The organism is Alteribacter lacisalsi (assembly GCF_003226345.1).
Classification (GTDB): domain Bacteria; phylum Bacillota; class Bacilli; order Bacillales; family Salisediminibacteriaceae; genus Alteribacter; species Alteribacter lacisalsi.
Genome location: NZ_PDOF01000002.1, coordinates 349,835 through 375,765, shown reverse-complemented (window position 1 = coordinate 375,765; position 25,931 = coordinate 349,835). Strand labels below are relative to the sequence as shown.

At 42.6% G+C, this 25,931-nt stretch carries 34 protein-coding genes and 1 pseudogene; 5 read left to right on the top strand and 30 right to left on the bottom strand.

Annotated features, from left to right (window positions below; all coding sequences use genetic code 11):
* Positions 1-25 precede the first annotated feature (25 nt).
* From CR205_RS13290 to CR205_RS13260, 7 genes are all read right to left on the bottom strand, one after another.
* Entirely contained in the window at positions 26-754 is a 729-nt protein-coding gene (locus CR205_RS13290) for a class I SAM-dependent methyltransferase (protein ID WP_110520594.1), read from the bottom strand.
* Positions 755-1,046: 292 nt separating this feature from the next.
* Positions 1,047-1,517 carry a hypothetical protein gene (locus tag CR205_RS13285; protein ID WP_110520592.1) on the bottom strand — a complete coding sequence of 157 codons (471 nt, stop codon included), beginning with the start codon at positions 1,515-1,517 and terminating at the stop codon, positions 1,047-1,049.
* Positions 1,518-1,720: 203 nt separating this feature from the next.
* A complete protein-coding gene (locus tag CR205_RS13280) occupies positions 1,721-2,050 on the bottom strand; it encodes a hypothetical protein (RefSeq protein ID WP_110520590.1) in 330 nt (109 codons plus the stop codon).
* A 107-nt stretch (positions 2,051-2,157) separates the two neighbouring features.
* Positions 2,158-2,754, bottom strand: coding sequence for an HAD family hydrolase (locus tag CR205_RS13275; RefSeq protein WP_407923571.1), 597 nt, complete (start codon positions 2,752-2,754; stop codon positions 2,158-2,160).
* 21 nt (positions 2,755-2,775) lie between these two features.
* A complete protein-coding gene (locus tag CR205_RS13270) occupies positions 2,776-3,660 on the bottom strand; it encodes a GNAT family N-acetyltransferase (RefSeq protein WP_110520588.1) in 885 nt (294 codons plus the stop codon).
* Between the two features lie 600 nt (positions 3,661-4,260).
* Entirely contained in the window at positions 4,261-5,043 is a 783-nt protein-coding gene (locus CR205_RS13265) for an ABC transporter permease (protein ID WP_110520586.1), read from the bottom strand.
* The gene (locus CR205_RS13260; protein ID WP_110520584.1) at positions 5,033-5,941 is read right to left on the bottom strand and encodes an ABC transporter ATP-binding protein; all 909 of its coding nucleotides are present in this window, start codon (positions 5,939-5,941) and stop codon (positions 5,033-5,035) included. Before CR205_RS13260 ends, CR205_RS13265 begins: the two co-directional genes overlap by 11 nt.
* Positions 5,942-6,078: 137 nt before the next feature.
* Here CR205_RS13260 and CR205_RS13255 point away from each other — a divergent pair, with 137 nt between their 5' ends.
* The 3 genes from CR205_RS13255 to CR205_RS13245 all read left to right on the top strand — a co-directional run bounded on the left by CR205_RS13255 (position 6,079) and on the right by CR205_RS13245 (position 9,054).
* Complete coding sequence (locus CR205_RS13255) at positions 6,079-6,651, top strand: TetR/AcrR family transcriptional regulator (protein WP_110520582.1); 573 nt, start codon at positions 6,079-6,081, stop codon at positions 6,649-6,651.
* Between the two features lie 401 nt (positions 6,652-7,052).
* Positions 7,053-7,724, top strand: coding sequence for a hypothetical protein (locus tag CR205_RS13250; RefSeq protein ID WP_110520579.1), 672 nt, complete (start codon positions 7,053-7,055; stop codon positions 7,722-7,724).
* 169 nt (positions 7,725-7,893) lie between these two features.
* Positions 7,894-9,054 (top strand): hypothetical protein, encoded by a 1,161-nt coding sequence (locus CR205_RS13245; protein WP_110520578.1) that lies wholly within the window; start codon positions 7,894-7,896, stop codon positions 9,052-9,054.
* A gap of 94 nt (positions 9,055-9,148) precedes the next feature.
* Here CR205_RS13245 and CR205_RS13240 read toward each other — a convergent pair whose 3' ends face one another.
* From CR205_RS13240 to CR205_RS13200, 8 genes are all read right to left on the bottom strand, one after another.
* Positions 9,149-9,700, bottom strand: a complete 552-nt coding sequence (locus CR205_RS13240; RefSeq protein WP_110520576.1) for an alpha/beta fold hydrolase — start codon at positions 9,698-9,700, stop codon at positions 9,149-9,151.
* Positions 9,701-9,833: 133 nt separating this feature from the next.
* Complete coding sequence (locus CR205_RS13235) at positions 9,834-10,229, bottom strand: hypothetical protein (protein WP_110520575.1); 396 nt, start codon at positions 10,227-10,229, stop codon at positions 9,834-9,836.
* A 196-nt stretch (positions 10,230-10,425) separates the two neighbouring features.
* Positions 10,426-10,878: a VOC family protein gene (locus CR205_RS13230; protein WP_110520573.1), complete on the bottom strand. Its 453-nt coding sequence runs from the start codon at positions 10,876-10,878 to the stop codon at positions 10,426-10,428.
* A gap of 191 nt (positions 10,879-11,069) precedes the next feature.
* Positions 11,070-11,705 (bottom strand): hypothetical protein, encoded by a 636-nt coding sequence (locus CR205_RS13225; RefSeq protein WP_110520570.1) that lies wholly within the window; start codon positions 11,703-11,705, stop codon positions 11,070-11,072.
* Between the two features lie 2 nt (positions 11,706-11,707).
* Positions 11,708-12,475 carry a MerR family transcriptional regulator gene (locus CR205_RS13220; RefSeq protein WP_110520568.1) on the bottom strand — a complete coding sequence of 256 codons (768 nt, stop codon included), beginning with the start codon at positions 12,473-12,475 and terminating at the stop codon, positions 11,708-11,710.
* Between the two features lie 1,096 nt (positions 12,476-13,571).
* Positions 13,572-13,949 (bottom strand): VOC family protein, encoded by a 378-nt coding sequence (locus tag CR205_RS13210; RefSeq protein ID WP_110520564.1) that lies wholly within the window; start codon positions 13,947-13,949, stop codon positions 13,572-13,574.
* A 101-nt stretch (positions 13,950-14,050) separates the two neighbouring features.
* Positions 14,051-14,353, bottom strand: a complete 303-nt coding sequence (locus tag CR205_RS13205) for a hypothetical protein (protein WP_110520562.1) — start codon at positions 14,351-14,353, stop codon at positions 14,051-14,053.
* 349 nt (positions 14,354-14,702) lie between these two features.
* Complete coding sequence (locus CR205_RS13200; protein ID WP_236634855.1) at positions 14,703-15,155, bottom strand: staygreen family protein; 453 nt, start codon at positions 15,153-15,155, stop codon at positions 14,703-14,705.
* A 173-nt stretch (positions 15,156-15,328) separates the two neighbouring features.
* Between CR205_RS13200 and CR205_RS13195 the strand changes: the two genes are divergently transcribed.
* Positions 15,329-16,966 (top strand): SLC13 family permease, encoded by a 1,638-nt coding sequence (locus CR205_RS13195; RefSeq protein ID WP_110520558.1) that lies wholly within the window; start codon positions 15,329-15,331, stop codon positions 16,964-16,966.
* A gap of 57 nt (positions 16,967-17,023) precedes the next feature.
* Here the strand turns inward: CR205_RS13195 and CR205_RS13190 are convergent, their stop codons facing one another.
* The 15 genes and pseudogenes from CR205_RS13190 to CR205_RS20295 form a co-directional block, all read right to left on the bottom strand.
* Complete coding sequence (locus tag CR205_RS13190) at positions 17,024-17,374, bottom strand: DUF1048 domain-containing protein (RefSeq protein WP_110520556.1); 351 nt, start codon at positions 17,372-17,374, stop codon at positions 17,024-17,026.
* 10 nt (positions 17,375-17,384) lie between these two features.
* Entirely contained in the window at positions 17,385-17,732 is a 348-nt protein-coding gene (locus CR205_RS13185; RefSeq protein WP_110520554.1) for a DUF1048 domain-containing protein, read from the bottom strand.
* The gene (locus tag CR205_RS13180; protein ID WP_110520957.1) at positions 17,729-18,037 is read right to left on the bottom strand and encodes a PadR family transcriptional regulator; all 309 of its coding nucleotides are present in this window, start codon (positions 18,035-18,037) and stop codon (positions 17,729-17,731) included. Before CR205_RS13180 ends, CR205_RS13185 begins: the two co-directional genes overlap by 4 nt.
* Before the next feature lie 639 nt (positions 18,038-18,676).
* Positions 18,677-19,132 (bottom strand): annotated as a pseudogene (locus tag CR205_RS20815) (SMI1/KNR4 family protein); the annotation flags it as partial.
* Between the two features lie 57 nt (positions 19,133-19,189).
* The gene (locus CR205_RS13170) at positions 19,190-19,756 is read right to left on the bottom strand and encodes a group-specific protein (RefSeq protein WP_110520552.1); all 567 of its coding nucleotides are present in this window, start codon (positions 19,754-19,756) and stop codon (positions 19,190-19,192) included.
* A 13-nt stretch (positions 19,757-19,769) separates the two neighbouring features.
* The gene (locus CR205_RS13165) at positions 19,770-20,297 is read right to left on the bottom strand and encodes a DinB family protein (protein WP_110520550.1); all 528 of its coding nucleotides are present in this window, start codon (positions 20,295-20,297) and stop codon (positions 19,770-19,772) included.
* 236 nt (positions 20,298-20,533) lie between these two features.
* Positions 20,534-20,734, bottom strand: coding sequence for a GNAT family N-acetyltransferase (locus CR205_RS20555; protein ID WP_236634830.1), 201 nt, complete (start codon positions 20,732-20,734; stop codon positions 20,534-20,536).
* Positions 20,691-20,990 carry a GNAT family N-acetyltransferase gene (locus tag CR205_RS13160; protein ID WP_236634829.1) on the bottom strand — a complete coding sequence of 100 codons (300 nt, stop codon included), beginning with the start codon at positions 20,988-20,990 and terminating at the stop codon, positions 20,691-20,693. Before CR205_RS13160 ends, CR205_RS20555 begins: the two co-directional genes overlap by 44 nt.
* Before the next feature lie 345 nt (positions 20,991-21,335).
* The gene (locus CR205_RS13155) at positions 21,336-21,743 is read right to left on the bottom strand and encodes a hypothetical protein (protein ID WP_110520548.1); all 408 of its coding nucleotides are present in this window, start codon (positions 21,741-21,743) and stop codon (positions 21,336-21,338) included.
* Positions 21,744-21,871: 128 nt separating this feature from the next.
* Positions 21,872-22,216, bottom strand: a complete 345-nt coding sequence (locus CR205_RS13150) for a hypothetical protein (protein WP_110520546.1) — start codon at positions 22,214-22,216, stop codon at positions 21,872-21,874.
* Positions 22,217-22,311: 95 nt separating this feature from the next.
* The gene (locus tag CR205_RS13145) at positions 22,312-22,587 is read right to left on the bottom strand and encodes a DUF3986 family protein (RefSeq protein ID WP_110520544.1); all 276 of its coding nucleotides are present in this window, start codon (positions 22,585-22,587) and stop codon (positions 22,312-22,314) included.
* A gap of 465 nt (positions 22,588-23,052) precedes the next feature.
* Complete coding sequence (locus CR205_RS13135) at positions 23,053-23,577, bottom strand: dihydrofolate reductase family protein (protein ID WP_110520542.1); 525 nt, start codon at positions 23,575-23,577, stop codon at positions 23,053-23,055.
* 146 nt (positions 23,578-23,723) lie between these two features.
* Positions 23,724-24,143, bottom strand: a complete 420-nt coding sequence (locus tag CR205_RS13130) for a GNAT family N-acetyltransferase (RefSeq protein WP_110520540.1) — start codon at positions 24,141-24,143, stop codon at positions 23,724-23,726.
* A gap of 207 nt (positions 24,144-24,350) precedes the next feature.
* Positions 24,351-24,992, bottom strand: coding sequence for a DUF1349 domain-containing protein (locus tag CR205_RS13125; RefSeq protein WP_110520538.1), 642 nt, complete (start codon positions 24,990-24,992; stop codon positions 24,351-24,353).
* Between the two features lie 153 nt (positions 24,993-25,145).
* A complete protein-coding gene (locus CR205_RS20295; protein ID WP_161524777.1) occupies positions 25,146-25,292 on the bottom strand; it encodes a hypothetical protein in 147 nt (48 codons plus the stop codon).
* A 221-nt stretch (positions 25,293-25,513) separates the two neighbouring features.
* On the opposite strand from CR205_RS20295, the gene CR205_RS13120 reads away from it, so the two are divergent.
* The gene (locus CR205_RS13120) at positions 25,514-25,840 is read left to right on the top strand and encodes a putative quinol monooxygenase (RefSeq protein WP_110520535.1); all 327 of its coding nucleotides are present in this window, start codon (positions 25,514-25,516) and stop codon (positions 25,838-25,840) included.
* The last annotated feature ends 91 nt before the right edge of the window (positions 25,841-25,931 follow it).

Genomic DNA, 25,931 nt, shown 5'->3' with positions numbered 1-25,931 from the left:
GAATGAAAAGCCTTACCTGCATCCATCAGTCGGGTCTACGTGCAATAAAAACGTACTCTCGTCCTGGCCGGTCAGGAGCTTCTCTTACATCCTCCACAGGTAATCCTGCTTCCCTAAGAGATTGGGTCATTTCCTTAAGACTTCGAAAGCATAATGTGGAGTCTGACGTAATGACTGCACCATCGTTCTCGAAAACATAAGTCCATCGAAAAGACACAAATGAGTCCCGGACATCATGAAGATCTACCCAACCCGTGACAATACCGTAGTCTGGTATATCAACCCGCTTGTATGTAATCGCCCTGTTCCATTCCAGCCACGCCTGTGCTTCAGGTCTCCGTGTTTCAAATGCCAACACACCGCCTGGACGTAATACCCTTTTAATTGCAGAAAGTGTATCTTTCCACTCTTCATCTGTCAGAAAAACCTGAGCAACATTAGCAGTCATCGTAACAAGGTCAACCTTCAACGGTGGAAGGTCCAGTGCAGTACCGTGAATCCATTGAACACGGTCAGCGAATGATTTTGTTTCAGCCACCTTCAGGGACGCTTCGGCTGGATCCAGTCCAATAACCTCTTTGCCTCTGGCTGCCAGGCGACAGGCAAAAGTTCCGGTTCCACAGCCAATGTCAAGTACAGCACTAGCTTCAAACTCATTAACTATAGACTCGTAAGCATCCAAATCAGAACGTTCAGAGTCAAATAAATCATAGATATTAGCCAGTCTCGGGTGCTCAAATATTTGGTCAGCCATTAAACACACCACCTGTTTGATTACTTAAATTGTTTAAGTTCAACATACATATCCAAATCCCTCTCTTTCACTGACGCCTTGAACCTCCTCGAAAAACGGACACCACCGCAACCACGGGACGCCCACTCATTTAAAACAGCGATTTTCCCAGATCCGTTAATGCTCACTTTGAAGTGCTGGATACTAGTCTTACGTATTTGTTGAGCACGCCGCGAAAACAGTGCAGGAACGGTATCGGTCAGTCTGCAAGGAGGGCTGCCATGTCCTCCAGATTCACAGAATATAAAATAAGTTATTGCAGGACACCTCGTTTTAATAATCGCCTGCAATAATAGAATAGAGAGAATGTCATTAGTAATAAGGTAATGTCAAAGAGTGAGATCCAAGGACCTAAAACATTCCAACGGTTTATAAAGGAAAAGGTAAGAACCTGTAAACAAAGCATGGAAATAGCAGAAATTAAAGCTGCCCACATTGCCCACCTGGTGCGAAACAAAAGTAGTATTGAAGCAATTAAACCGGAAAAAACATTTATTGTCCAAAAGACTAAAGGCACTATGGGATAATCAGCAAAATACTCATATACCGCTTCTCCAAAATTGTTAGAGTTGTAATAGGCAGAGTTAAGTCCCAGCATCATAAAATAATCATATATCCCGTACCCGTAAATAAATAAAAATAATAATCCCACTAACCAAATATGCCATGGAACCTTATTATTGTGTACTGTTACACTCTCTCCCTTCCTTCTTTTGTTCTTCATGTAGCTTCTCCCCCCTAATCATGAAGAAAATTCTTTTCATTTACGATTTTTGAAATTAGGACAAGTTCTTTCGTGACAAAGTCCGTAGGCAAGTCCTTCTCGAAAATGTCACGGAAGCACCGTCCCCCCTTAGCGTTTTTTATCTGCCTACTGATTTTTAGCGTTTTAACTGCGACAGCCTTGCTCTCGTGCGTAGAAAATGTTCATGTGTCGCCATAGTATTCAGCTGCATAGAAGAATCCGAATTTCCGTACCAGGAAATTACTCAGTTCACCCTGTGTGGCTTTTTCAATGGGCGGATGCGTTAGGGTGTATGCTTTGGCATTCAGCTCAGCAAACTTTTCCTCATCTACTTTGTTGTGATACGCATCCTCTACAATTGGGGATGTTAAAGCGGCTTTGGGATACCCCATGATAAATACCTGCGTTCTCAATGCCATAGATGGAGTAGCATGCAGCAATACAAGAATAGTCGCGAATGCGATAAAAAAAATGAATTCTTTTTTCACAAGCAGTTTTTTAAAAGTATTCATCCGCTGTATTCCTCTCCCTATTTACGCGCTGGTTGAAAATAGCTTAGTACACTGTTAAGGCAATCGACCTCGGCATCCGGTTTGACCATGGTATCATTCCGGAACCGCTAAGGATTGAACCAGATTCCTTTTATTCCTGCGTTCTGACAGCCGGCCATGTCCATCTCCAGGTCATCCCCAACGAATATCGCTTCTTCCGGCTGCACATTCAGTTCAGTTAACGCTAAGTCAAAGATCTGTTTGTCCGGCTTTGTGAACCCTGCTTCTTCGGAAATTAGAATCGCATCAAAATAACGTTCCAGGTCTGTATTCCGTATTTTTTCCTTTTGCCGCTGTGTGGTGCCGTTCGTAATCAATGCAACTTTCACCTGGTTTTTTATCGTATTTAAGAACGTTATGGTGTTCTCGTTTATTGAAAAACAGGCAGGAAACTGGTAATTCCAGAAGTTCTGGGTCTCATCGTTAGGCAAGCGGTACTCAGGCGGAAATTCATCGAAAAGCGCTTCAAGAACCCCTGTTTTATCACTCTTGCCATAGGCTCTTTTATCTTGTGTTCTGAAATACTCCAGCATGGTGGATTTCAAGGAATTACCAACGTTTTTATAACACTTTTCCAGAATGACAAAGAACATATTATTTACTGCCTGATCCCGGTCAAGCAGCGTATCATCCAAATCAAACAGCACAGCTTTATACTCTCTCAAAAGATCACCGCCCTTCATTCACTAATCGTTGATCTCTTTAGTAAACACACGCAGATCATGCAGGTGCTGAAAACCTGCTTTTTTGTATACATGAATGGCTTGTCCGTTCGAGGCATTCACACAAAGGCGGATCGATTCAATCGACTCAAACGTAAACAGCCATTGGAGCGCTCCTGCCAGCAGCTGTGTCCCGATCCCCTGCCCTCGTGCAGACGGATCGACAGCGAAAAATTCGATATTGGCGTCACCAAATTCCGGTTCCGCCTCCACATAGATGTAACCGGTTAATGCGCCTTTGCTCGTGATCACAAATACTTTCCGGTAGTGGTCATTCAGGCGGTCGATAATCTGACGGCCGTTATAATACGTATCTGGAAACGCCTGGTCGTGCAGCTTCGTCATAGCAGACACATACTCAGGCGTTATTTCCTCTACCTGAGCGCTGTTTAACGACTCCCTGTTCTCCCGGTGGAACTCCAGGATCGTCTGGTCGCTGTGCTTTTTAAAGGAAAGCTCATCTGCCAGGTGGCATACGCGGAGATTTTTCGCGTTTGAGAACATCTGCAGTGAATCAATCTCTTCCGGCAGCAGTTCGATCATTTTGTTCCACAGATCAAACGCAGCTTCCCACTTATTTTCCTGCAGAAACGGTCCCCAAACCTCGGCACTTCGATCTTCCAGATCCGCGTCAAAACCCACGACCCCGACCAGTGTGGCTCCCTCATAGACACCGGCAAAGCAGTCAGAAAACGGTACTTCATCCAAGTCCTCCAGCAGGGATTTGCGGATTTCATTCTCGTCCTTCCCGCAGTACCCGATGTGGGATTCCTCACTATTGTTTAACTCGGCGATCAGGCTCGCCACTTCCCCGACAGCTTCTCTACCAATCGTTTTTATCTCTATCATTGTAATCTCCCTCTTTGTTTATTGGCACTAATGAAGTTGTAATATTGCGACACTTATTCAGGCAATAGGACATCTCAGTCGCCGTCACCCCATTCGACTTCTATATTATTACATAACACTATTATAAATGTGATAGTCCTTACGCAGGTATTTTTGCTGCTCATCTCCTTTTCCCTGGACATTTGTTCAAAAAAAAGAGGACAGGAGATACAAGTTCCCTGCCCTCATACTGTTCCAATGATGAAAGTAAATTTTAGCCGTTATCGGTCGTTGTCGGCCAGTTTTTCGCGCTTGACGAGTTCAAACCGATCGTTTTAATTAGTAGAAAAGATTGATTTTATCAGAGAAGGATTATTGAGGAGTTATGAGTTCACATGTGGAAAATTTGATGATTTATATATGTATTCTTTATTGAAACAAGACTTTGATAAAAATAATAGTTACACACAAAAGTATATTTAATGTTAGCTTGTGAAGGTTTCTACTTAGAGTAATGGGAATATTCGTTAGAGAAACCATTAAAAATAACGAAAAGGAAATCCAAATATATGGAAGTCCTTTCGTCATAGTAAAAAAAACATTAAACTTTAACAAAGCCGTTTACAAAGGCAGATCTTTCCGCTTAAAAACCGCTACTCCCATGAGGTATAGAACGAGCGCCAGTCCTCCAAGTATAAATAACTGCGCACCATAGCTTCCACTTTGAATAATCGCATCCGAATCAAAAAGGGTAATGATCGTGACATTTTCAAGGATTGACAGACTGTCACTCATGCCGGAAAGCATATTCGCGGCAAAGAAAAATACCGTTAGGCCTGCACCGAGCGCCAAGGAATAGCTTGACCGGTTGAATAAACAAGAGGCAAAAAACGTGATGCCGCTTATAGCGAGACTCAATAGGAATGAACCTAACGTAAGCATGAAGAACGTGTCTAATGGAAGCTCACCTGGTTGAACGAGCTCTGCCACGCCAAATCCTACCCCAAAGATCAGCGTGAATAATGCGGTGAGGGAGGAAACAAAGTAAATGAGACTGGTTACCGTGTACTCGGTTCTTGTGATGGGCGTTGACAGATGGTATGCCATGCTGCCTTTATCTACCTGCTCTGCTATTAACTTATTGCCAATAATGACGGAATAGATCATGGCGAAAATGAGGGCGAAGTTTCCAAAGAACTGATTTGCTGTAAAAGCGATTAAGGTTGAAATATCACCTAACGGATTAATGGGCGCATCCCTGCTTGTTTGGGCAATTTCATTCATGGTTTCCGGCGTGAAGACACTCATGATGATCCCGATTAACACGGAAAGTGAACCCGCTATGATGAGAAATACTTTTGCATTTGATTTAATTAAGTGAATGAATAAAGTCTTATTGAACATGGTCGTGATTCTCCCCTCTGTAAAAATTCATAAAATTATCTTCCAGTGAGTATTTCATTTCACGAATGGAAATCACATTTTTAGCAGCCAGTGCACGGATCAGATCGTTTAGTTGGGTATCTTTTATTTCGATCACGAGCTGCAAGCCTTCCTTGTGAATCTCTGAAATCTTGAAAATATCGTGCTGAATTGATTGGAAGTCTTCAGGATTTTGAAACGTTACTTTGAATGTGGTCTTCTCAACGTTGTTAAATTCCTGCGCCTTTATGACTGAGATGATTTTCCCCTGCTTAATCATGGCAATCCGGTCGCAGGTCCCCTCGATTTCTTCAAATAAATGAGACGACATGAGGATGCTTTTCCCCTTTTGCTTTTCCTCGCGAATAAGCTGAACAAAGACCGATTGCATCAAAGGATCAAGTCCTGTTGTTGGTTCATCTAGAATGAGAACTTTAGGATCGTGCATAAAGGCACAAACGATTCCAACTTTTTGCTTCATCCCCTTCGACATTCGCTTAATGGGTGCTGAAGAATCAAGGTTGAACATCTCTATTAACTGTTGAGACCTTTTCAGGTCACGGAGACCTCGCATTTTCGCGGTATGCTGAATAAGCTGCGTGCCTGTCATGTTTTCCGGAAAGGCCATCTCTGCAGGCAGATAACCTAAATGCTTTTGAATTTCTTTGGACTCATTCCAGCAATTCAACTGTAAAACAGCAGCCGTTCCGCTTTGCGGTTTACTGAATCCCAACAGATGGCGAATCGTTGTCGTCTTCCCCGCCCCGTTTGGACCGAGAAAGCCAACTACCTCTCCTTCTTCTATTTGAAACGAAACATCAAAAATTCCCTTATGATTTCCGTAATCCTTGGTAAGATTCTGGATGTTTATCGCTGTCATCTATCATCACCAACCATTTCTTTTTGATTATCCGACAATATGTCGTATGATCTAAGCATATGGTGTACGCACATCCCAATCAACCGACAGTTTGACGCTATTGTCGGATTCTGCGACACCCCACAGGAGGAAGAGTTATGAAAAAGAATCCAGCGATTACCGCTCAAACGAGACAAAATTTAACTGATGCTTTCTGGCAGTTTTATATCACAAAGCGAATCGAAAAAATAACGATTAAAGAAATTACAAAGAAAGCGGGCTATAATCGGTCCACCTTTTACGAGTACTTTACGGATGTGTATGACGTGTTAGAGCAATTGGAAAACAATTTAATTTCCAAGCTGCAGGAAATGCCGATGCAGCAGCTTTCTTCTTCAGGCGACCCATTTCCTCTTGAAGCACTGGTCCGCTTGTATTCCGACCACAGTCAGTATCTTGCCGTCCTGCTTGGAGACCACGGAGATCCGGCCTTTCAAAGAAGAATCAAAGCCAGCATTAAGCCCCTGATGAAAGAAACCCTTGTCGTACAGGGAGCAAAAGACGGCATTGAGCTCGACTACACATTGGAATATGCGCTATCTGCGATGATCGGGATTTTAAGCTATTGGTTCAACCAGGAAAACGCTCCTTCTATTGAAGACTTAACAGCGCTGCTTGGAGAACTTTCGAGTGATGGTGTGATAGGGAAACTGATGGGCTTGAGAGAGTGATTGCGAAGTGGTGCAAAACAGCAACACAATAAAGGGCTTGGGTCTAGGCTCTTTTACTTATAAATAAGATACTAAAGTGCTGAATAAACTCCTTTTATATTCTGTAAAAATACTCTCCATTTGCAAAACACCCTTTCCTGCCTGAAATGCGAATCGGGAACCGTCCTCGATTCGCATTTTGAAACCTCCGCAATTTCGTTAAGCTTTCATCCTTTGACCAGTTCAACACACCCATATATTCCCTTAATATCCGCGTGCGTATTGAAAACTGAAGAAGATTTTCTTTGTTTGCACTCCCTTGCGAGAGGGTAATCGAAGCATAATGAGAAAGTTGGAAAAAATAGTATTATTTGTATAACGTTTTCAAGACTGGGTGAGATAAAGAAAGGATGGCTGAAAGGATGAAGAGATACATCATACCGCTTTTTCTTCCCGTCGCTCTTCTCACGGCGTGTCAGAATTCACCTGAAGAAGATATGGAGGAACTGGCTGAACAGTATGAGGTGGGTGTTTCCATTCTGGTTACAGATGCTCATGAGGATCTTGAAGGCACCATACCTGAATTCACCTACGAGTATGCGGAGCAGTTATTCGAGTACCTGCACGAATTCGTAACAGATGAAGCCTCCATGCAGGATGGGGATTTCTCCATCGAGCCAGAATTAATGGAGCCGGTATCAGGAGAAACAACCGGCGGGACTCATTCTGTGAAATTGGAATCCGAAACAGAAGCAACGGCTGATGGCTTTATGCCAATAAGCCGGGTGGTGGCATTCGCTTATGAAATAGAAGAAGTGGGCATCATGGAAGTAATAGAAGAGGAATTTGAAGAAATAAATCCGGAGTCCATACAGATCAGTCAACTAGGTGCCTTCAGGGACGGCCACGGCGGCATGCATTTCGAAGAATCCCAGATTTCCGCCGACTTTGATGAAGAAACGAGAGAAATCACGTTTGTCGTAACCGGAATGTGGGACGTTCACTTTCTTTATGAAGGAAAAGAAGTGCAATTTTCTGTGGCTGATGAGTGGCTTGTCCCGTTGGCGGAAGACGAGGTGTTATCCTTTTATTAGGTTTTTCCGGAAAGATGTTGTGTTTTTTCCGGGTATCAGTCCCCTTACAACTTCACTGCTTATCAAAATGTAAGAAATCATGAATCTTTCAGTTGGACTCATACGTAGTAAAAATGTGACTGTCCTCAAACCAGGGGCAGTCGATAGAAAAAAAGAACGGGAGATTACGATGCCACAAGGAAAAACACATGATACGAAAAGGGAAAAACTGGACAGATGGGACCCCACCCTTATCAACATTACCTCAATTATACTGATTGGATCCGCTGTAGGAGCTTTGTATGGCGCCATTATAATTGGCGACGTCATCGCTTACGTCTTTCTTTGTCTGCTGGCTGCATTATCTTTGTTTCTCGGGATCAAAATAAGAGGAACACTGGATAACCTTGATATTTACTATGAGTTTGGCATTGACGTTAAGAAACATGTATTCTGGGAGGCAAAGCGGAGAAAAGGGGGAAATCAGCCTGTGAGCGTCCATGAAATTCCTTTCCGTACGATTAAATCCATACTCCTTGCTCCTTACGAAGTAACCAAGGTGAACACCGGGAAAAACAGCAGAACGACGTATTATGATATCCCGGCCATACTGATGAGAAGGACGGACGAAGGGAAATCCCCCCTTCACCTCATGACTTTTCAGACAAAGGAGGATGCAGACGCCTGGCTCACCCTGGCACAGAAAACGGGGATTCCAATGTACAGCTCGGACGAAAGAATCAACACCCTGATCACCCGGGGGGATGGAGATAAACTCTATGACAACGGCATTTATAAAGAGCCGTATACGTTTGATGGATCTGTGAATAAGAATCATCTTTATTTTAACAGCCGGGGGCATCGGGGGCACACGTACCACCCTGAGAAAACAGCAAACGAATATGACTTCGCGTCTGTTGTCCGTTTCCCATTGAAGGCATGGCAGGTCCTGATTGCCACAATTGTGCTGTTTCTGGCTGTGTTTTTCATTGAAATGGGGCTGGGTTATACAACTTACGAGTCCGATGTATTCCATACGGTACCGGGGATGATTGCAGGCCTGATTATTCTCCTGACCGGCTACACTGTTTACGGCTATGCTCTCAGAAAAGCGACCCTTGTCAGGCTCGGCCTTTTCTTTCTTACAGGGGCCCTGCTGCTTGCTTCCGTAACAAAGCCGGGGCTGTCTGAGGATTCCCTGGCAGGAATTGCCCCCTTTCTGATCGGCTCGATAGTGGCGCTGATTCTCGTGTTTGTGCTTCGCCAAATCAAACCTGCAGTTCACCACTTTCATATGGCTGAAAAAATGAAGCGGAGGAGATATCAGGATCAAATCGAAGAACGCGGGTAAAAAATGGGAACGGTTCTTGTTTCTCACTTGTCAAAACGGCGTGTCAGCCGGAAAAGCGAAGTGAGAACCGCCCCCGCTTTATCTATCAAATTCCTTACAATCTCTCTATATCCTCCGCCAGTATCGGTAAACCGTTATGAAATAAATGCTGATTACCTTCAAGTGGCCGCAGGGATGCCTGTGGAAGCTTTTCCGAATAGATTTCATGATGTTTAAATGGGACAATCACCTCGTCCCGGCTGTGGTATAAAAACAGATCGGGGATTGCGGGCAGGCTGTCCTGGAAATCAGGCTGCAGAATAAAATCCTTCCGCTGCCACTCTTCATCCAACCCCCAGTAAGGTGAAGCGATGATAAACAAACCACTAATAGTAAGATTGGGTGATTCCTCTGAAAGGTACTTTAATAACACAGTTCCACCCAAAGAATGACCAACTAAAATCACATCGCCGTTCAGCTTATTCCATTCATTTTCGAGCTGATCCTTCCATCGGATATACTCGGGGTTTTCCGGATTAGGCATCTTTGGGCAAACAACGTTAAATCGTGTTTCGAGTCTTCGTTCCAGATACGCTGCCAGATCACTGCTTCCTTCTCGCCGGCCCTGTGGACCGCCGCTGTGAATAAATAAAACTGTTTTTTTCATCTCGGCTTCCCTCCCGTTACTAATAAAAGCCTCCTGTTTCTTTATCTTTCATTTGCCCGGTAAATTTAGTAAGATATAAATCTTTTCTCCACGTCAGTCTCTAAGAGGAGTGGCAAGCTTCCCGTTATCTAGATCATCTTTTTATATTGAGTTCAAAATCGTACTCCCAGTCTAAGCCGTGAAATGATTTTTCCCAAGCACTGCGTATGGTGTCTTTTGACTCATTAACTTCCCCAGTAAACCGCTGCCTGAATTCCAGTGGTGAAAAATCTGATGTATCCCTCCATAATTTCCTGACATTATCTTCAAGACTCATATTATATAGAGGAGTTACACCTCTTGATCTTGGGAATTGAGGTTTATTCATAAGAGTTCGCTGAACGATAAACTGCTCTTTCTCCATCCAGTCAAATGTCGTTTCTCCAAAAATAGATTGTGTGTGTTTTTGTGGGGAACTTAATTTCACTTCCCATTTACCTATTAGAAATTCCAATTGTACTAACGCATCTTCACGAACTGCCCTTTTCAATTATAATCACCCCTTTTTCTTTCTCAACTTTTCTCCCAGTCAGTTTAAGTAGAAACCTTCACAATCCTTTCTTTACCTAACAATACCAATATGACGTATTCGAATTCTTCCCGTTACTTTCAAACTGCTTTTCTGTGTCAATTTTTACTTCAGTAATGGATTTGGCAGTAAAGGCTTCTTATAAAATGTCACTTACCTATTTGTTACCGAGTTGTTCCGCCAAACCGATTAAAAGCCCTTCGGTACCGCGAATGTAGCAGAGCCGATATGAGTCCCCGTACTGAACCACTTCTCCAACGAGCCGAGCACCATACTTTGTGAGCCTGGTAACCATTTCGTCAATGTCTTCAACGGTGAACATGACGCGTAGATATCCGAGAGCGTTTACAGGAGCAGTCCGGTGATCTGAAATAGCAGGTGGGTTGAGAAATCGCAAAAGTTCAAGTCGGCTGTGGCCATCCGGGGTGACCATCATAGCAATCTCTGCGCACTGAGAACCCAGACCGGTTACGTGACCAGCCCATTCACCATCGACAATGGCTCGCCCTTCGAGGTTCAAGCCAATCTCCTCAAAAAAAGAAATTGCGTCATCAAGGGATTCTACAACGATGGCGACATTGTCCATTCTTAATAACTTGTTTTTTGCCATAGTTTTATCTCCTTATGTGAATGCCCTTTTAAAAAATCCGATATCAAAGTTGTATTCGATAAAACAGCTTCGACTTCCGTTCAAAAGTTTCCTCCCCATCCTCCATTAAATTGGTCAAATAGGGAATAAGAACTGACTATTTCTTTATGAAGTGGGGACGGTGCTTACGCAACACAATAGCCCTTCAGCCTTTACTTAGCCGGAAAGAACGTGTAGGACCAAGAATAGATCAAGTCCACAATGAAAACAACGCACCAGATCATCCCAATGGAGTAAAGGGTCTCATTGGGGTATGGCGAATGTTCGGCAGTTCCAGCTTCTACCCATGAAAAATCTGTCGCATATCCGATCATTTCCTGAAGACTCCCGGTTCCCATGGACCAGAAGATGACTTGTGCCGTTAAGAAAATAACAAGGTGGATGGCTGAACTCCTACGATACTTTTTTGCTTTATGCCTGGGATCATTATTTCTTTTTATCCTCTCATAGTCTTTTTCGCTTAAGAGCTCAACCCCGCGCCATTTCCCGATTTTTTGCCGCATCCAGCGGTCCAGTCGAAGGAAATCAACGATGCCAAACGTGAAGGCGTAGAGAACGAAGATGGTAATGACGAGCTGGAAGGTGGAAAATTCTCCTGTATGGTCATAGATGATGAACCCTAAGACTGCTTCCAATAATACAAGCGCAAGGAAAGCAAAGATAAAAAGGAGGCCCACCTTCTTTTTCATTAAAAAATAGCGAAAAAATCCAAAGAGCAGGAGGGCCAGTACGGATATAATTTCTGCAAAAATGAAAATCTCCCATTGATATTCAAGTAAAAAACCCATTTTCAGTTCCCGCCTCCCTCGTTTTCTGCTTCTTTGTTTAAATACACGTCTGCTGCTTCCTTTATAAAATCCAGTACCTCCTGTTCAATCGGGTACAACCCGGCAGCCTCCGATTTTTCCTGGGACTTGCGCACTTCCCAAAAAAAGGCATTGGATAACGCTTCATTCCCGGCGAATAACTCCTCGTCATTTTCCATTATTCTGCGCATGATGCGCTGGACTTCGACAGATTCGACTCCTTTTGTCATGTGCTTCTTTATTTGCGCCAGTAAAGCGATCCATTCCAACGTGTCAGGATCGCTGCTGTTTACATTGGGAAGAAGATCAAACAGCTTTTGTTTCTCCTCTTTGAACTGCTCCTGTAAAAACGCTTCCCGCCTGAACTTGTTTTGCCGGGAAAAGTGAATGAGCTGCTGTATGTGAAGCACATCCACTTTCCCTTCGAGGGTCAATTGATTCATTAATCCTGTCACCATCTTCTCCATTTGTTCGAGCTTCTCTTTCTCTCTGATTATGTAATTGAGCTGCCTCTGCAGTCCGCTAAACCAGTCATGGTCCTCGTTGGCAAGCATCTCCCCTATGTTTTTTAAGGAAAATCCCAGAGATTTCATAAACTGAATTTCCTGCAGTTTCTTCAGTTCTTTTTCCCCGTATAAACGGTGACTGCCATCTGTTTTGCCGGCCGGCTTCAATAAGCCAATCTGATCATAGTGCCGCAGCGTTCTTACCGTTACACCTGTCTGCTTTGTTACTTCCTTAATGGATATCATGCGAAAAACCTCCCCACATCTGCATTATACAAAATGACGTTACGTCAGTTTCAAGAGATGATTACAGTACTTCAGAAAACAGACAATCGGGGACGGTTCTCACTTTGCATTCAAGCACATAGCTAGAATGTTACGCGAGAACCGTCCCCGATTTTTTCTACTTATTTAAGGTATTATTTTCACATTCCTGCAGCGTTTGGAGAGGGTTTTTATGAACGCACTTCTATCAATAAAATGATGGAACCCGGACTCGTATTTTTTACAACATGGTTTTCTATTTTCGCTGCGTCTGCCGCGATTCCCGGATCCAATTCAGGTTCTATATCCATATAGATGGTCTGCCTATTATACCTTTATTTCACCGAGGCTTTTCCGCATGATTTTTTCTAAACGGAAATCTGTTTCCCCACGTTCCCGGAGAAGTATCGTAACGTTCTCTTCAATAGTCGAAGGAAAAAATAGATCAGGAAAAAGTTAAATAAAAAACCTAGTAGGTTAAGAGATACGGAGCCAGTCGGAGGATAATAAAAGAACCATTGGACCGGAAAACCATAAGAACGGCTGCTCCCTTCAATATGTACGCCTACCACGGCCACAAAAGCAAACCCTACGGTAAGAATATAGCTTACAAAATGCAAATTTGTATACAGCCTCATGTTATCGCCAAATACATAGACGCCGGCAATGCCGATTCCAAGTGCCGCAATGATAACTGGTATAAAAAAGCCGGGATCCCCGATGTTATACGATCTGTTACTAAAAGTGATTAGCACTAGTAAGACACTGAAAATATAAATGATTTTCATGCATACCTCCTCTAAAATCCATTCTCACGTAAGCACACCCTCAGAAGCTGCGGCACGGTTATTCTTGCTTTACGTTCGCTATTTAATCTGAAATTGTGTTCACAGTGAAATTAACTCTTTTTAGTGTAACATACATAATATGCCATAATGATAACCCAGGACAGTTCTCACTTTGCATCCCGTCACAGAAACCCTGAGAAATACGAAGCGAGAACCGTCCCGGGTTTACAGCGGGAAAAATCCAAAAAGCCTTCACACCGCTGTGAAAGCTCTGGTTAGTGTTATAGCCGTCATTTAGAGGTAATTCTGAGAAAATAGCCATCCGGGTCGGTAATCTTAAACCCTCTCATATCCCATGGGTACTGCTCCACTTCCACTTCAACAGGATATCCATGATCACAGCAGCGCGTGTACACCTCCTCCAGCTCATCAACCACGATAATCAGTTCAAACCCGTTCCCCTTTGTGTCACTTTTGGCCTTCGTGTTGAAGTAATGGCCATCCTCCAGGATCGAGTCGGAAGTTACCAGCAGGGAAAAACAGTCATAATTAAACCGCCCGCTCCGCTCATTCCTGCCGAACAGTTCCAGGCCGATGATATTCTGATAGAAATCAAGCGATTTCTCAATGTCCTTTACATACAGTTCCACTCTGAAAAGAATGCTCATTTCCTTGATATCCTCCTTTTGGTCATATGGGGACGGTTCTCACTTTGCAAAACCCTCCCATTCCACCTGAAATGTTAAGCGGGAACCGTCCCCGATGCGCATTACTGGAATAACATTTTGCCTTTAATCTCAAACCAGAGGTTATCTATTCCGGCTAAAAAGATTGCTGCTAACAGAAAGCCTGTTACAGACAGCAGAATCTTGTTGCGGAATCTGGTATTTAAGCTGCCATACATCTTAAATACGAGACTGAATAGAAAAATGGAAACAGGCGCTGTGATGCACGTTGCAATCAAATCAATGTGCGTAAATGGTCTGCTGATGTACGGATCAGAATAGAGGTTGAGAAGGATTAGTGCCGTAAATAAAATAAATTGATAAACAATAAATTTAGCAAGACTCATAAGTGCCGTTTCCCTTCTATGCAGTTTAGGATCATACCACCCGAACTTCTATTTAATTCGAGAGAACAATCTCCAAAGCCTCTTTCTAGATCACATAAAACAGGGACGGGTCTCATCCCTGCAATGCAAAATGAGAACCGTCCCTCTTTTCTTTCCGCTGTTTTCCTGTCTATCGTATTGGGTATTAAATGATTAACTCCTGCAGGGACCGGGGGCACCATACTTTCCACCTGTACATACCGCCGTCTACATAAACGAAGTATACATAATGAAAGAGGCTACGGTTGTGGCGAGACTCACAAGGCACTTCCCTCACCGGTTAAAAGACACGATCACCGCACTAAATCTTTTACTTATAATTGAGGGGTGTTCCCCAGTATTCACACCGGCTGTAGACCGGATCTTCTGAAACAAATGAGATCCATATAGCCGCATGATTTAATTGAGGATGTACGGCAAAAAACTGATTATCTCCATAAACGATGGCTTCAAGCGCCAGCGGCAGTTCCCTCCTGAAGACTGCGTTGCGCACGGCGTTCACGTGCGGTCCGAAATTCCCTACATACAAGCAGACAGAAAGAATCAGGCCGGTGCCGGACCTGCTCCATTCTGCCAGGACCTCATCCCTCATACTCGTCACTTTGTCGTAGTCAAAAACGAGCCCTACAGTCAGGAACAGTTCAGCTGTCACATCCGAGTGTGTGAGCGTATATTTCCGTCCAAGTATGGGGGATACGGCAGTAACACCCGGTCTGAACTCAACAGACAGCTTCCCAGGATCCAATCTTCCCAAAGATTCCACCCCTGCTTTCAGCGATTTTCTAACGGCAATCAATCCTGCTTCTAAAAGTATCAATTCTACTATATTCCCGCAGAGCAGAGGTATTCGCCGATCAAGCAGGGATGATGCGGGAGGGATGCAAAGCGAGAACCGTCCCCACCTGGCACACACTTAACATTGAAGGAGGTATGTTTATGAGTGCGCTTACAATAACATGGAACCAGATGTGGAAATGGCACCATCAGGCGATCGAATTATTGACTTTTAACCCGGGGGGCCGTACAGGTTCGGGAGACAGCGGCAGTTCGGCGAAACAGCTGGAAACGGATACCGATCCGGAAAAAGAACCCCGGTCCTACGACCGGCGGCAGCTGATCGGCCTCATCCTCGGTCCGCTTCTGTTCATTGCGACCCTTTTATTTTTCAGTCCAGAAGGCTTATCGTGGGAAGCCCGGGCCGTTCTGGCGTCCACGATCTGGATCGCCACGTGGTGGATCACCGAAGCGATCCCGATCCCGGCGACGTCGATCATGCCGATCATCCTCTTCCCCATGACCGGCTCCCTTGAGAGCGGCACCGTCGTTTCCGCTTACGGGGACGATACCATCTTTCTGTTTATGGGCGGGTTCATCCTCGCCCTGGCGCTTGAAAAATGGGGTGTCCACAAACGAATTGCCATTGCGATCATCAGCGTGATCGGGACAAGCACCCCGAAGATCGTCCTCGGTTTTATGACAGCCACCGGCTTTTTATCGATGTGGATTTCAAACACCGCGACCGCGATGATGATGGTGCCGATCGGAACCGCAATCATCCTGCAGGTCACCAAGTCCCTTAAGGAAAACAAAGAAGGTGACACGGAAGTGGAACGGGTAAAATTCAGCCGCGCCCTTCTTCTCGGGATCGCCTATTCTGCTTCCATCGGCGGCCTTGCCACCCTCATCGGAACACCGCCTAACATCATTTTTGCCGGGGTCGTCGAACAGCTCTACGGCATCGATATTTCCTTTGCCCTGTGGATGTTGTTTGGTGTCCCGCTCTCGGTCATTATGCTCCTCCTCGTCTGGGTTTACCTGGTGAAAATGCAGTTTAATATGAAAATCACCGACATTCCCGGCGGCCAGCAGGTGATTCAGAGCGAAAAACGTGCCCTCGGAAGCGTCCGGCCCGAGGAAAAAATCGTAGCTGCTGTGTTCGTTGTTACCGCGTTTTTCTGGATCAGCCGCACGTTCCTTTTTGACGACGTCCAGGCGATTGAAATTAACGACACGACGATTGCGATTGCTGCCGCCGTAACGCTGTTTCTGATCCCTTCCATCCGGACACCTGGTCGGATCATGGACTGGGACACGGCGAAAAAACTTCCGTGGGGGATCCTGCTTCTCTTCGGTGGCGGACTAGCCATTGCCGCAGGATTTACGGAAACGGGCCTTGCAGAATACATCGGCAACCAGCTCACCGTGCTCACAGCCGTGAACTTCTTCGTGATTCTCCTTGCCGTAACCGCACTCGTGATTTTCCTGACCGAGATCACATCCAATACGGCGACCGCCACGATGATGTTTCCGATCATGGCGTCCCTTGCCCTTGCCATCGACGTGCACCCATACGCGCTTATGGTGGCCGCTGCCCTTGCTGCATCGTGTGCGTTCATGCTTCCAGTCGCCACACCGCCAAACGCTGTCGTCTTCGCCAGCACCGATCTGCGCATTGGCGACATGGCCAAAGCAGGCTTCTGGATTAACGTCTTTTCCGTCTTTATTATCGCTGTGTTTGTGTACTTCTATCTTCCGATCGCCTGGGGCATCGACCTTCAGACGTATCCTTTTTGAAAAATGGGGACGGTTCTCGCGTGACATTTTGTCACGCGAGAACCGTCCCTGGTTTCCTCACTTTCTTTTGTCTTGAGACATTTTCATGGCTCTGTTCACTTCCTGGTCAGCAGCCTCCTGCCAGATGTCAGCGTACGTGTCCGAATCTTTGATCAGCTCGTCGCAGAAAGCCGCTACATCACTGCCCGTCACGTCGAGCACATCTTTTCCCTGGGCTGCACCCTCCTCAAAAAGATCGACAATCCCAGAGAGCAGATCGGTCCCGTCGGTTAACTCAACAGGGCCAACCTTAAAAAAGTATTTCTGCATTTCTTTATAAACAATCTGATAATCCTTAGGGAGCGCTTTGACCCGCGCCACATGCGCACGCCATTCCTTTTTTCCTTCAATGATATCCCGTATGCTCATGAGAACCCTCCTATCTGCCTAATTTTCTCGCAACATTGTTATTGAGCTGCTCTCGCCACTTATCCCGATAGGATTTTGCCCCTTCTTCGCCTGCCAACGCGGAACAGAAACCTTCAATATCGCCACCCAAAGCCTCCTGAACACTTAGCCCTTCCACCGCTGTTTCTTCAAGCAGACCAAGCACCCCGTCAAGAATCGGCATAAGGTTACGGCCGGTGAAATCTGCGTGCTCCCACAAGTATGAGTCGATTTCTTCCCAGGCCTCCTGATACGCAGGAGGCAGCTTTTGGACTCGTGATTCGAAGCGTTTCATTTCTTTCGTCATATCGCTGCCCGTGATTCTTTCCCAGAAGTTCATTGTTTCCCCTCCTTTAAACCCGTTATTTTCTCCGCGATAAAATTCCATTTCTCCCAGAACAGCCGCAGTTCCTCACGGCCCGCATCGTTAAGCGCGAAAAACTTTCGGGGCGGTCCCTTTTCGGATGGCTTTTTCGTCACCTCCACCAGTTTGTTTTTTTCAAGCCGCACCAGGATGGTATAGACGGTTCCGTCCACAACATCTGTAAAACCGAGATCATGAAGCTGCCTCGTGATTTCGTAGCCATAAGTTTCTTTCCGGCTGATAATTTCAAGAACGCAGCCCTCAAGCACGCCTTTAAGCATTTCTGTCAAATTCACCAAGCTAATCACCTCTATTCTGTATCACCGGTATCCTGTATCACTCACTACAACTATATAGTAATACATAATAGCTGTATGATCAACAGTTTTATAGAAATGAATGTAATTGAAATCAAAACCGCCGCCTGTTCCCGGCGCGTAAAAAAAGGTCCGAAGAACTTGATCTTCGTACCTTTGGTTACATATTCGTTTACGTACCATGCCATTTTGGTGTTGGATGATAAACGGGGAAGGTTACCTCGTGGCATTTTTTCAAGCCCGCCAGGCGAAAATAAACATTTAGATCTTAATATCAGGAAAAAACATATCAGCGAAATATGCTATTTCATCATCCTGCCGCAGCATTTTCACGATACTTTCTACACATTTTTCGGAAAGTATTCCTTCTTCATAAAAGTGAAAAGCATAATTGGCTGCGGTTTCTCTTATTTCTAATTTTGAATGCAGAAGCAGTTTCATTAAGCTCTGTTCAATAAATTGCTTATGCTCGGTGGGGTTTACTAAAAGGTAATCAAACGCGTAAGCTATTTCCAATTCATCATCAGCTGAAAATGCCGCATTCAGTTCAGTTATAGTCCAGCGACGTTGCTGGTTCTCAGCATACTCACCTTCAAATACTATGTCATGGACATACAGCCCACTTAGAAAGGAATCAAAGTCTTGCGCTAATTCAACAATCTGTTCATCATCAACATCGATGAAAATAACAGGGGGCTCGGTTTTCCTGCCCCTGTAATCAAGCGCAATCCATGAATGTCCATCGCCTGAGATCAGAACAACATTGTCTGGTAACCCCCACTCCTGAATGAAATACTCACTATCCAGAATGCCCTTTTCTTTACCCATTCCGATTCCAAAAAAATGGTCAACAGGAACATGGTCATCCGCCCAGGATGTGGGGACGTCTGAAGGATGGGCATTACATGTTATATACCCCCCATTCTGCTGTTTCAGGATATTGACAAAGGAATCCGGCAGCTTCACCCTCAGCTTTTTTTCTGCTATTTTTATATTCTTATCCGTTAACGGTTCCAGTTTGCCATCGTCATCTTCTTTACTCCAGATGCTTTCCACAATCAAGTCACCCCTCTCACCCAATCTGCCTGCCAGTCTGATTCCTGATTCTTTTTACCTTTAATCGATTTCGTCGCTCCAACATATTATTTCAGCATCTGAAACATCCACTTCACCTAAGCTGAGCATGTGGGGGATATAGGGAAACATGCCAAACCTTCTGTTTCCCTTGCTGTGTTCTTCTTTATAATAGTGAACGGTGTCAGCGGGTATAGAAGATAATTCTTCATATTCCTCTACATCAATCAGACGGATATCCTCACGATTCATCTCTGCTGCCGGGCCATTATAAAGATCTTTACTGTATAAATAAAAAGCATTTTTATTATGTTTCAGATTCGAAATTGGCACCTTATAAAACTTTACGTCATCCTTTACATGAACACCAGTCTCTCTTAAAGCGCTGTAAACACGAAAGGGATGCAGCGGCAGGAAATGAATCACATCGTTCCACAGACAATCTAATTTAGGGATTCTTCTTTCTAATAACTTCTCTCTGTCAGGATGGTCATTATATTTTTTGGCATATTCGTTATAGAGTTCTTCCTGATTTGTTTTTAACTGATTTAACGCAATCAGTTTCGCACCGATCATTGTTTTTGGAACCATATGATAAACGTAACGAATACAAATTCCCCCTCTATGAACCTCTACGTTCTCGCAACAGTCTCTTAATCGTTCTAATCTGTCCCCTGTGATTTATTTCGTCTTCCATGACGTGAAACCATAAATAATAGTTATTGTAAGCAACACCATTACCCCATTTACTCTCTTCAAATAACCAGCTGTCATTTTTTGATTTCAAAGACGTGAGTGTGCTTTCTCTGACTTTTGATAATTCATCTAGGTAATAATCAACGGGATGATTTCTAATCACTTTTCTTGCCTGATCTCCCATTTCCAGAGCTGTTCCCCACTTTACGTATTCATCTTTAGTTAAATCTCTCTTTTCAAACGAGATCACCTGATGCACAAACTCAATTGATGCCATATGTAATAAAAGAGAACCTATTGAATTTGAATGATCATCTGGCAAAAAATCTAATTCCCTTTGTTCTAACTTCGAGACCTCATGCAGTGTAACTTCCCTCGAATGTTCAAGCATACATACAAGTTCCCCAATTTTCTCAGTAAAGTTTTCATGTGTCTTTATTATATACTCAACCACCAATCCACCTCCCACCAATTCTACATACAGCAATACCAGTAAAATGGAAAAAATGAAGACTGATTGTTACAAAAAATATATGATATAATGGAATAGATCATTGAGAAAGGCAGCCTGATGAATCAGGCTGCCTTTTTACATTCCTCTTATTGAATTAAACACCCCGTTGGCATCATAACCGACGCAACGGCTTCTTCTCTCGCTCTCCGTATTTACACTTCATTTGAATTGCTTTTTTAACCGGTTTCTTTTTCATAGAGCTTAATATGCGCCCCACTTACTCCATATACGATTCCACTGTTTTCCCATCCATATTTTTCATAATAACCCTCAAGATCTGTGGATAAATAAAGCCTGCTATATCCCATTTTTGCTGCTTCTCTAAGACTGTGTTCAAGTAACTTGGAGCCTAATTCCCTTCCTCTGTATTCTTTCATTGACGAACAAGCAGGCGAGCCAAGGACACAAGTCCTGCCGGCTGTTAAGGTCGTTTCTTAATAATGCATAGGTCCCAATGATTTCACCCTTTTCAACTGCTGCATAAAACCTTGGAAGATCTGCTGAATTGCCGCAGGAATGAATCATCGCATCTTCATAAAATTTATAATTACTGTCGTTACCCCATACTTCCCAAAAAACATGAATCGCTTTTTCAAATAGGCTGTTCCTATCCTTTAGTTCAATAATCTGCATTCATTTTCATCCTATTCATTTAAATTATTAAGGGTTTTATAGTGTTGAATTAAAACGGTTGCTCCTTGTATAAGATTAGGCCCTTTATAAAGTCACACAGAATTTCCTATCTTTTTAAAAGTGAGTATCCCCTTAGCTCTCAAAAAAATAAAAACGGAGAATTCTCCGCTTTTAATTTAATTGTTTCTTATTCAACTAACGCTATCCCGTTAGTTCAAGAAGCCGATAGTAGAAACAGTAAATGATGAAGATGTAAGACAGATAAAAGCAAACAACAACTAATAACAAAATCGATCATAACCAAGTGAATCATCACCGACAATCGCTCCCGTTTAAGTAGAACTTTTAATTTAAATGCTCTAGTCTATATGATTTTATTTCCTTTACTTTTCCAGACCTTGCAGCATTACTAAACATATATACATCGCAGAAATCAATTTTTGTACCACTTGCTAATGAAATCACACCATTTATTGAAGCGAATTTCCCGTGAGTTATCACTTGGTAAATTTCAAGGCAATCAATAATGTTTTTATTTTCTTCCTGCAAAGTAGTAATGAATGAACATTGCCCTTCTATTTTTTTATTATCTTTTAATTGGAACCATATAATAGATTCATCGGCATATTCCTTAATGATTTCATTTTGCTGTTTTAATATAGCTACTGTAAGATCAATAACTATTTGTTTTCTTGGGGCATTATCACATCCTTTTGGAATAATGAGCTTCATATCCTCTGGGAAACCGTTCACTTAATTCACCTCTTGAAAGACCTAATTATAATAGGTTTATTTTACTTGTGTTTTGAACAATCTTTATTTAAAGCAATAATAACCATCCATTCGATCTTCACCTAATGCACCCGTTAATTTAACAAACGTCAATACTTTTTGTTTGCATAACTTCTTGCCATTGATGAAGGGAAAAATTTTATTTTATATTTCTTTTTAAGTTCATTCTTTACTTTCTCTGATAATTTAGCACCTTGTTTATTATGTTCTTCTTCCATTGCAATACCATTGAAAATTAATTTATCTATATCCCAGTCAATCCATTCTCCGTACTGAGTTCCCCATTTCATCAATTCGCTTTTTAATTCATTTGAAATGGGAAAGACTTCTAAATCAAGGTTACAACCGCATTGATTGCACCATACAAAGTCAGCTCCGACATCACCTTCAATTTTTAACTCGTATGTTTCTTTTTGCTCGCAAAAGCAATGCATCTATTAAGTCGCTCCTCTATATTTCAATGTTCCTTCTTCAACTAATCTGTGCCGTTAGACGAATAAGAAATGAAAGACAAAGCGATCGTTATAATTTAAATCATATTATTTAATGATAACCATTGTTCCAACCGTTGTACTCCAGTATTATAATCAATCTCTTTATTGTCGATAGAAAATATTCTTGTTCCAAATAGATCTAATGTTAATTCATCTTTAGGGGTAATATTTTTAAACCCATACCCTTGAAAATCAAAGAATATATCCCATACATCTTCTAATTGTCTTTTAAAAGCTATCGCCTCATAATCACAGTTATCTTCATAATAACCTAAATGCAGATGATGTTTATCATCATACGAAATATCCATTCAGTACCCCTTTTTCTTTATCTAGAATTATTAATTCGGTAGTTGGAATCAAATTACCTTCTTCCACTGTGGCCTTGCTCGAATTGTTCATCTTTACTTATTAGCGTAATACTTGTTATACACTCTCATTTCACAATCATCGTTATCTATGCATAACCAAAGTTTCATCTTTTTTTCGTTCCCGTCACCTTCGTCAGTAGTAACCGTCTTATACTCAATCTCTTCCTCGTTTGTGTTCCCGCACTCATAACATTCTCTAGCCATTTCATTCATCCTCCTATTCTTTTACTTTAATAGTCTTCCTTTAAGAATAATGAAATTGTTCCTTTAAATTAATCTGTTTTTATAATAATATAATTATTCAACTTCCATTTAATTCTTCTTCAACTAAACTCCCCGTTTGTTGAATATGAGCAGCGGCAGCTTATTCAGCTATCGCTCCCCATTAGTGAAACGAGCGTAGCTTTATTTTTTAACCGTATAATGTAGTTCTACAAACTGATTGAAGTTTCTAGTACCCTTTAATGATAGGTCTAGTTGATAATCTCCTTCTTTAAATAAAGGAATTCCGTTTCCGATGACAGTCGGGGCAACTGTTAGAATAATTTCATCAACTAATTTTTCTTCTACAAAAGATTGTAGCAATTCTCCCCCACCCACAATCCAAATGTTTTTTCCTTTTTGGTTTTTAAGTTGGTTTGTAAAACTAACTATATCTTCATTTATAAAGCTTACATCTTCGGTATCCTCAATAAGAGACCTTGTAAAAACATAGCAATCCTTGTTGTTATACGGGAAATCTCCAGTTTCGTGTTTCATTATCCAATCATACGTTTTTTTGCCTATTAAAACTGTATCAACAGTATCATAAAACTCTAAATAACCATTATCCCCTTCGCCTTCGGAATTAAATAGCCAATCTAAAGACTCATCTTTTGTTGCTATGTATCCGTCCAAACTCATTGCAATAAACAATACTAACTTTCTCATAATATCTCCCCTTCACTAAATAGAATGTATGTTCGTTTTTTGGTGTAACAGAGTATAATTCGGTATTCACTAAACTCCCCGTTTGTTGAACAGGAACAAACTCAGCTTCTTCAGCTATCGTTACCCCTTAGCACAAGAAGAAAAGGTTATTCTTGACTTGTTTTTCTAAATCCATAAAAAGTACGAAAACCAAACCCTTCATAAAATGAACGGGATGAACTATTAGCAAGTAATTCAATCCTTGTGGTTGGATATTTATTATGTAAATAGTGAATAATTTTTTTCCCTAATCCTAACCCTCTATAATTTTTCTCAATAAGCAATTCACAAATAAATAGGCTAACACGAGTATCAGTTAATCCTCTTACATAGCCAACTATACCTAGCTCCTCTGTTTCCACTACATAGGATACATTGGAATTTTCCCATGCTTCTTTGGTATTTAAATGATTTTCGGCTAAATTAGTCCAGCCTTCTTCTTTGTTTAAAGCTTGGATTTTACCAAAGTCTTTTTCTTCAAATTGTCGAATAAATAATATTTCATTGTCTTTTAAAGCTATTTCCATATTCAACAAACCTCCCCTTTTGTTTAAGTACATTCCTTCACAGTATGTATATCTCTTCTGTTTATTTTAACATAAATATCCATATGTCATTCGTACATTAGTACTAGACAAGCAAATCATATCAAAATAACCAGAATAAATAATTTATTGTATGAAAAAAAGCCTTCACAAAGATGCGAAGACTTTTTCCCCACGGTAATACTCCACCTACAGATAAACTTCCTCCGGATCTCCTGACAACTCTTCAATAGTTAAATAATCAAAGCGCACTGCCTGGTTTTCGCCCTGGGGGCTGCACGCGTACACGCCAGCCATAATTGACTCCTCGTCGGGAATCTCCAGATGGGCGATGCGGATCTGGTTCCAGGTCGAACCGTCCGAAGAGAAGTCCACATATACGTTCTGTCCGATCCGGGATATCCGGTAAAACAGCTCGAGGCACTCCTCGGTATTGACAAACTGAGTGGACCAGTCTGAGTAGCCTCCGTTTGTCACCACAGCCCCCAGCTTACTGCGCCCGCCCGGTATGTACTCCATGGACGTTTTCAACCACACATCCTCGGAAAAGCGAATCATCAGGCCGGCCTGATCGTATTTTGTCTGCGGCTCAGCGTGTACACGCGTTGTCATGCGGAAGTTCTTTGCTGTTTCCGTGTAAAGAAAATGTCCGTTATCGTTTTGAAATCCGTAGTGCGTCCGCTGCCAGTAATCCGTTTCCTGATCTGTGTACATGACAAGCTGTGAAGCGGCAGTGTCAATTGACCACCGCTTCGGCTCGCAGCGCCATTTGAGTGTGTTGTACAGTGTATCGTTATTAAATGCTTCGTGTAAGATGACTTCGTTGTTCATGTTTGAGCACTCCCTGAGTTTTTATGGTTCAATGCCTCTATTTTACATGATAAGGAGCTTACAACCGCTTATCAATTTGCAGGATCTTTTCTACATCAAAAAACACCATTACACAAACGGCAATGATGTCTTCACACGTTTTCCAGGTCTATGTTAAAGCTGAAATAAAACCATATACAATACAAGAAAGCCAACGCTTGCTGCCCCGGAGATGATTGTCATGTTACGATGTTTCTTTTTCACTCCAACGGCGAGCGAAATAAGTGAAGCAACGATCAGCAGTGTGATGAATATTTTCATTTCTCTACCCCCGACATTTTGATTTAAGGCTAGTCTATCATAATCGTATGCTGATCCGTCAAATGCACCTGCGGACTTATGGTAAATCAGCTGGCGGTCTGAATCCGCGCTTCGCATCATCCGTGAAGATGCTTTTTTTTAGTTTTTATTTATGGAATTAAAAAGAAAATCGAGTTCGGATGTAGAAATCATTAACAGGTGACAAAATGAAGGAGGACAATATGAGCAGATTCAGTTTGTTTGGAAAGTTTATGATACAGGAAGGCGAACGTGACACAATGGTGGAAATTTTGCTGGAAGCGGCAGAATCAATGAAAAATCTCGATGAGTGCGAGATCTATCTCGTAAATATTTCTGAGAGCGAACCAAACGCTGTTTATGTTTATGAAGTGTGGAGTGATGAAAATGCCCACCAGGCCTCCCTGACTCTTGAATCTACACAAACATTAATAAAACGTGCAAAACAAATCATTACTGGTATGGAGAGAATAAGCACCCTTAAAACCAGGGGTGGGAAAGGCATTTCATCGGATTTTAAAAACCGGTAACGTTCCAGTCTGCTTTTTTAAATTATTCATTTTAAAACTTAAAATCCAACCTGACAAAATACCACTAAGTGGAGCGGATCATCCAAAAGCT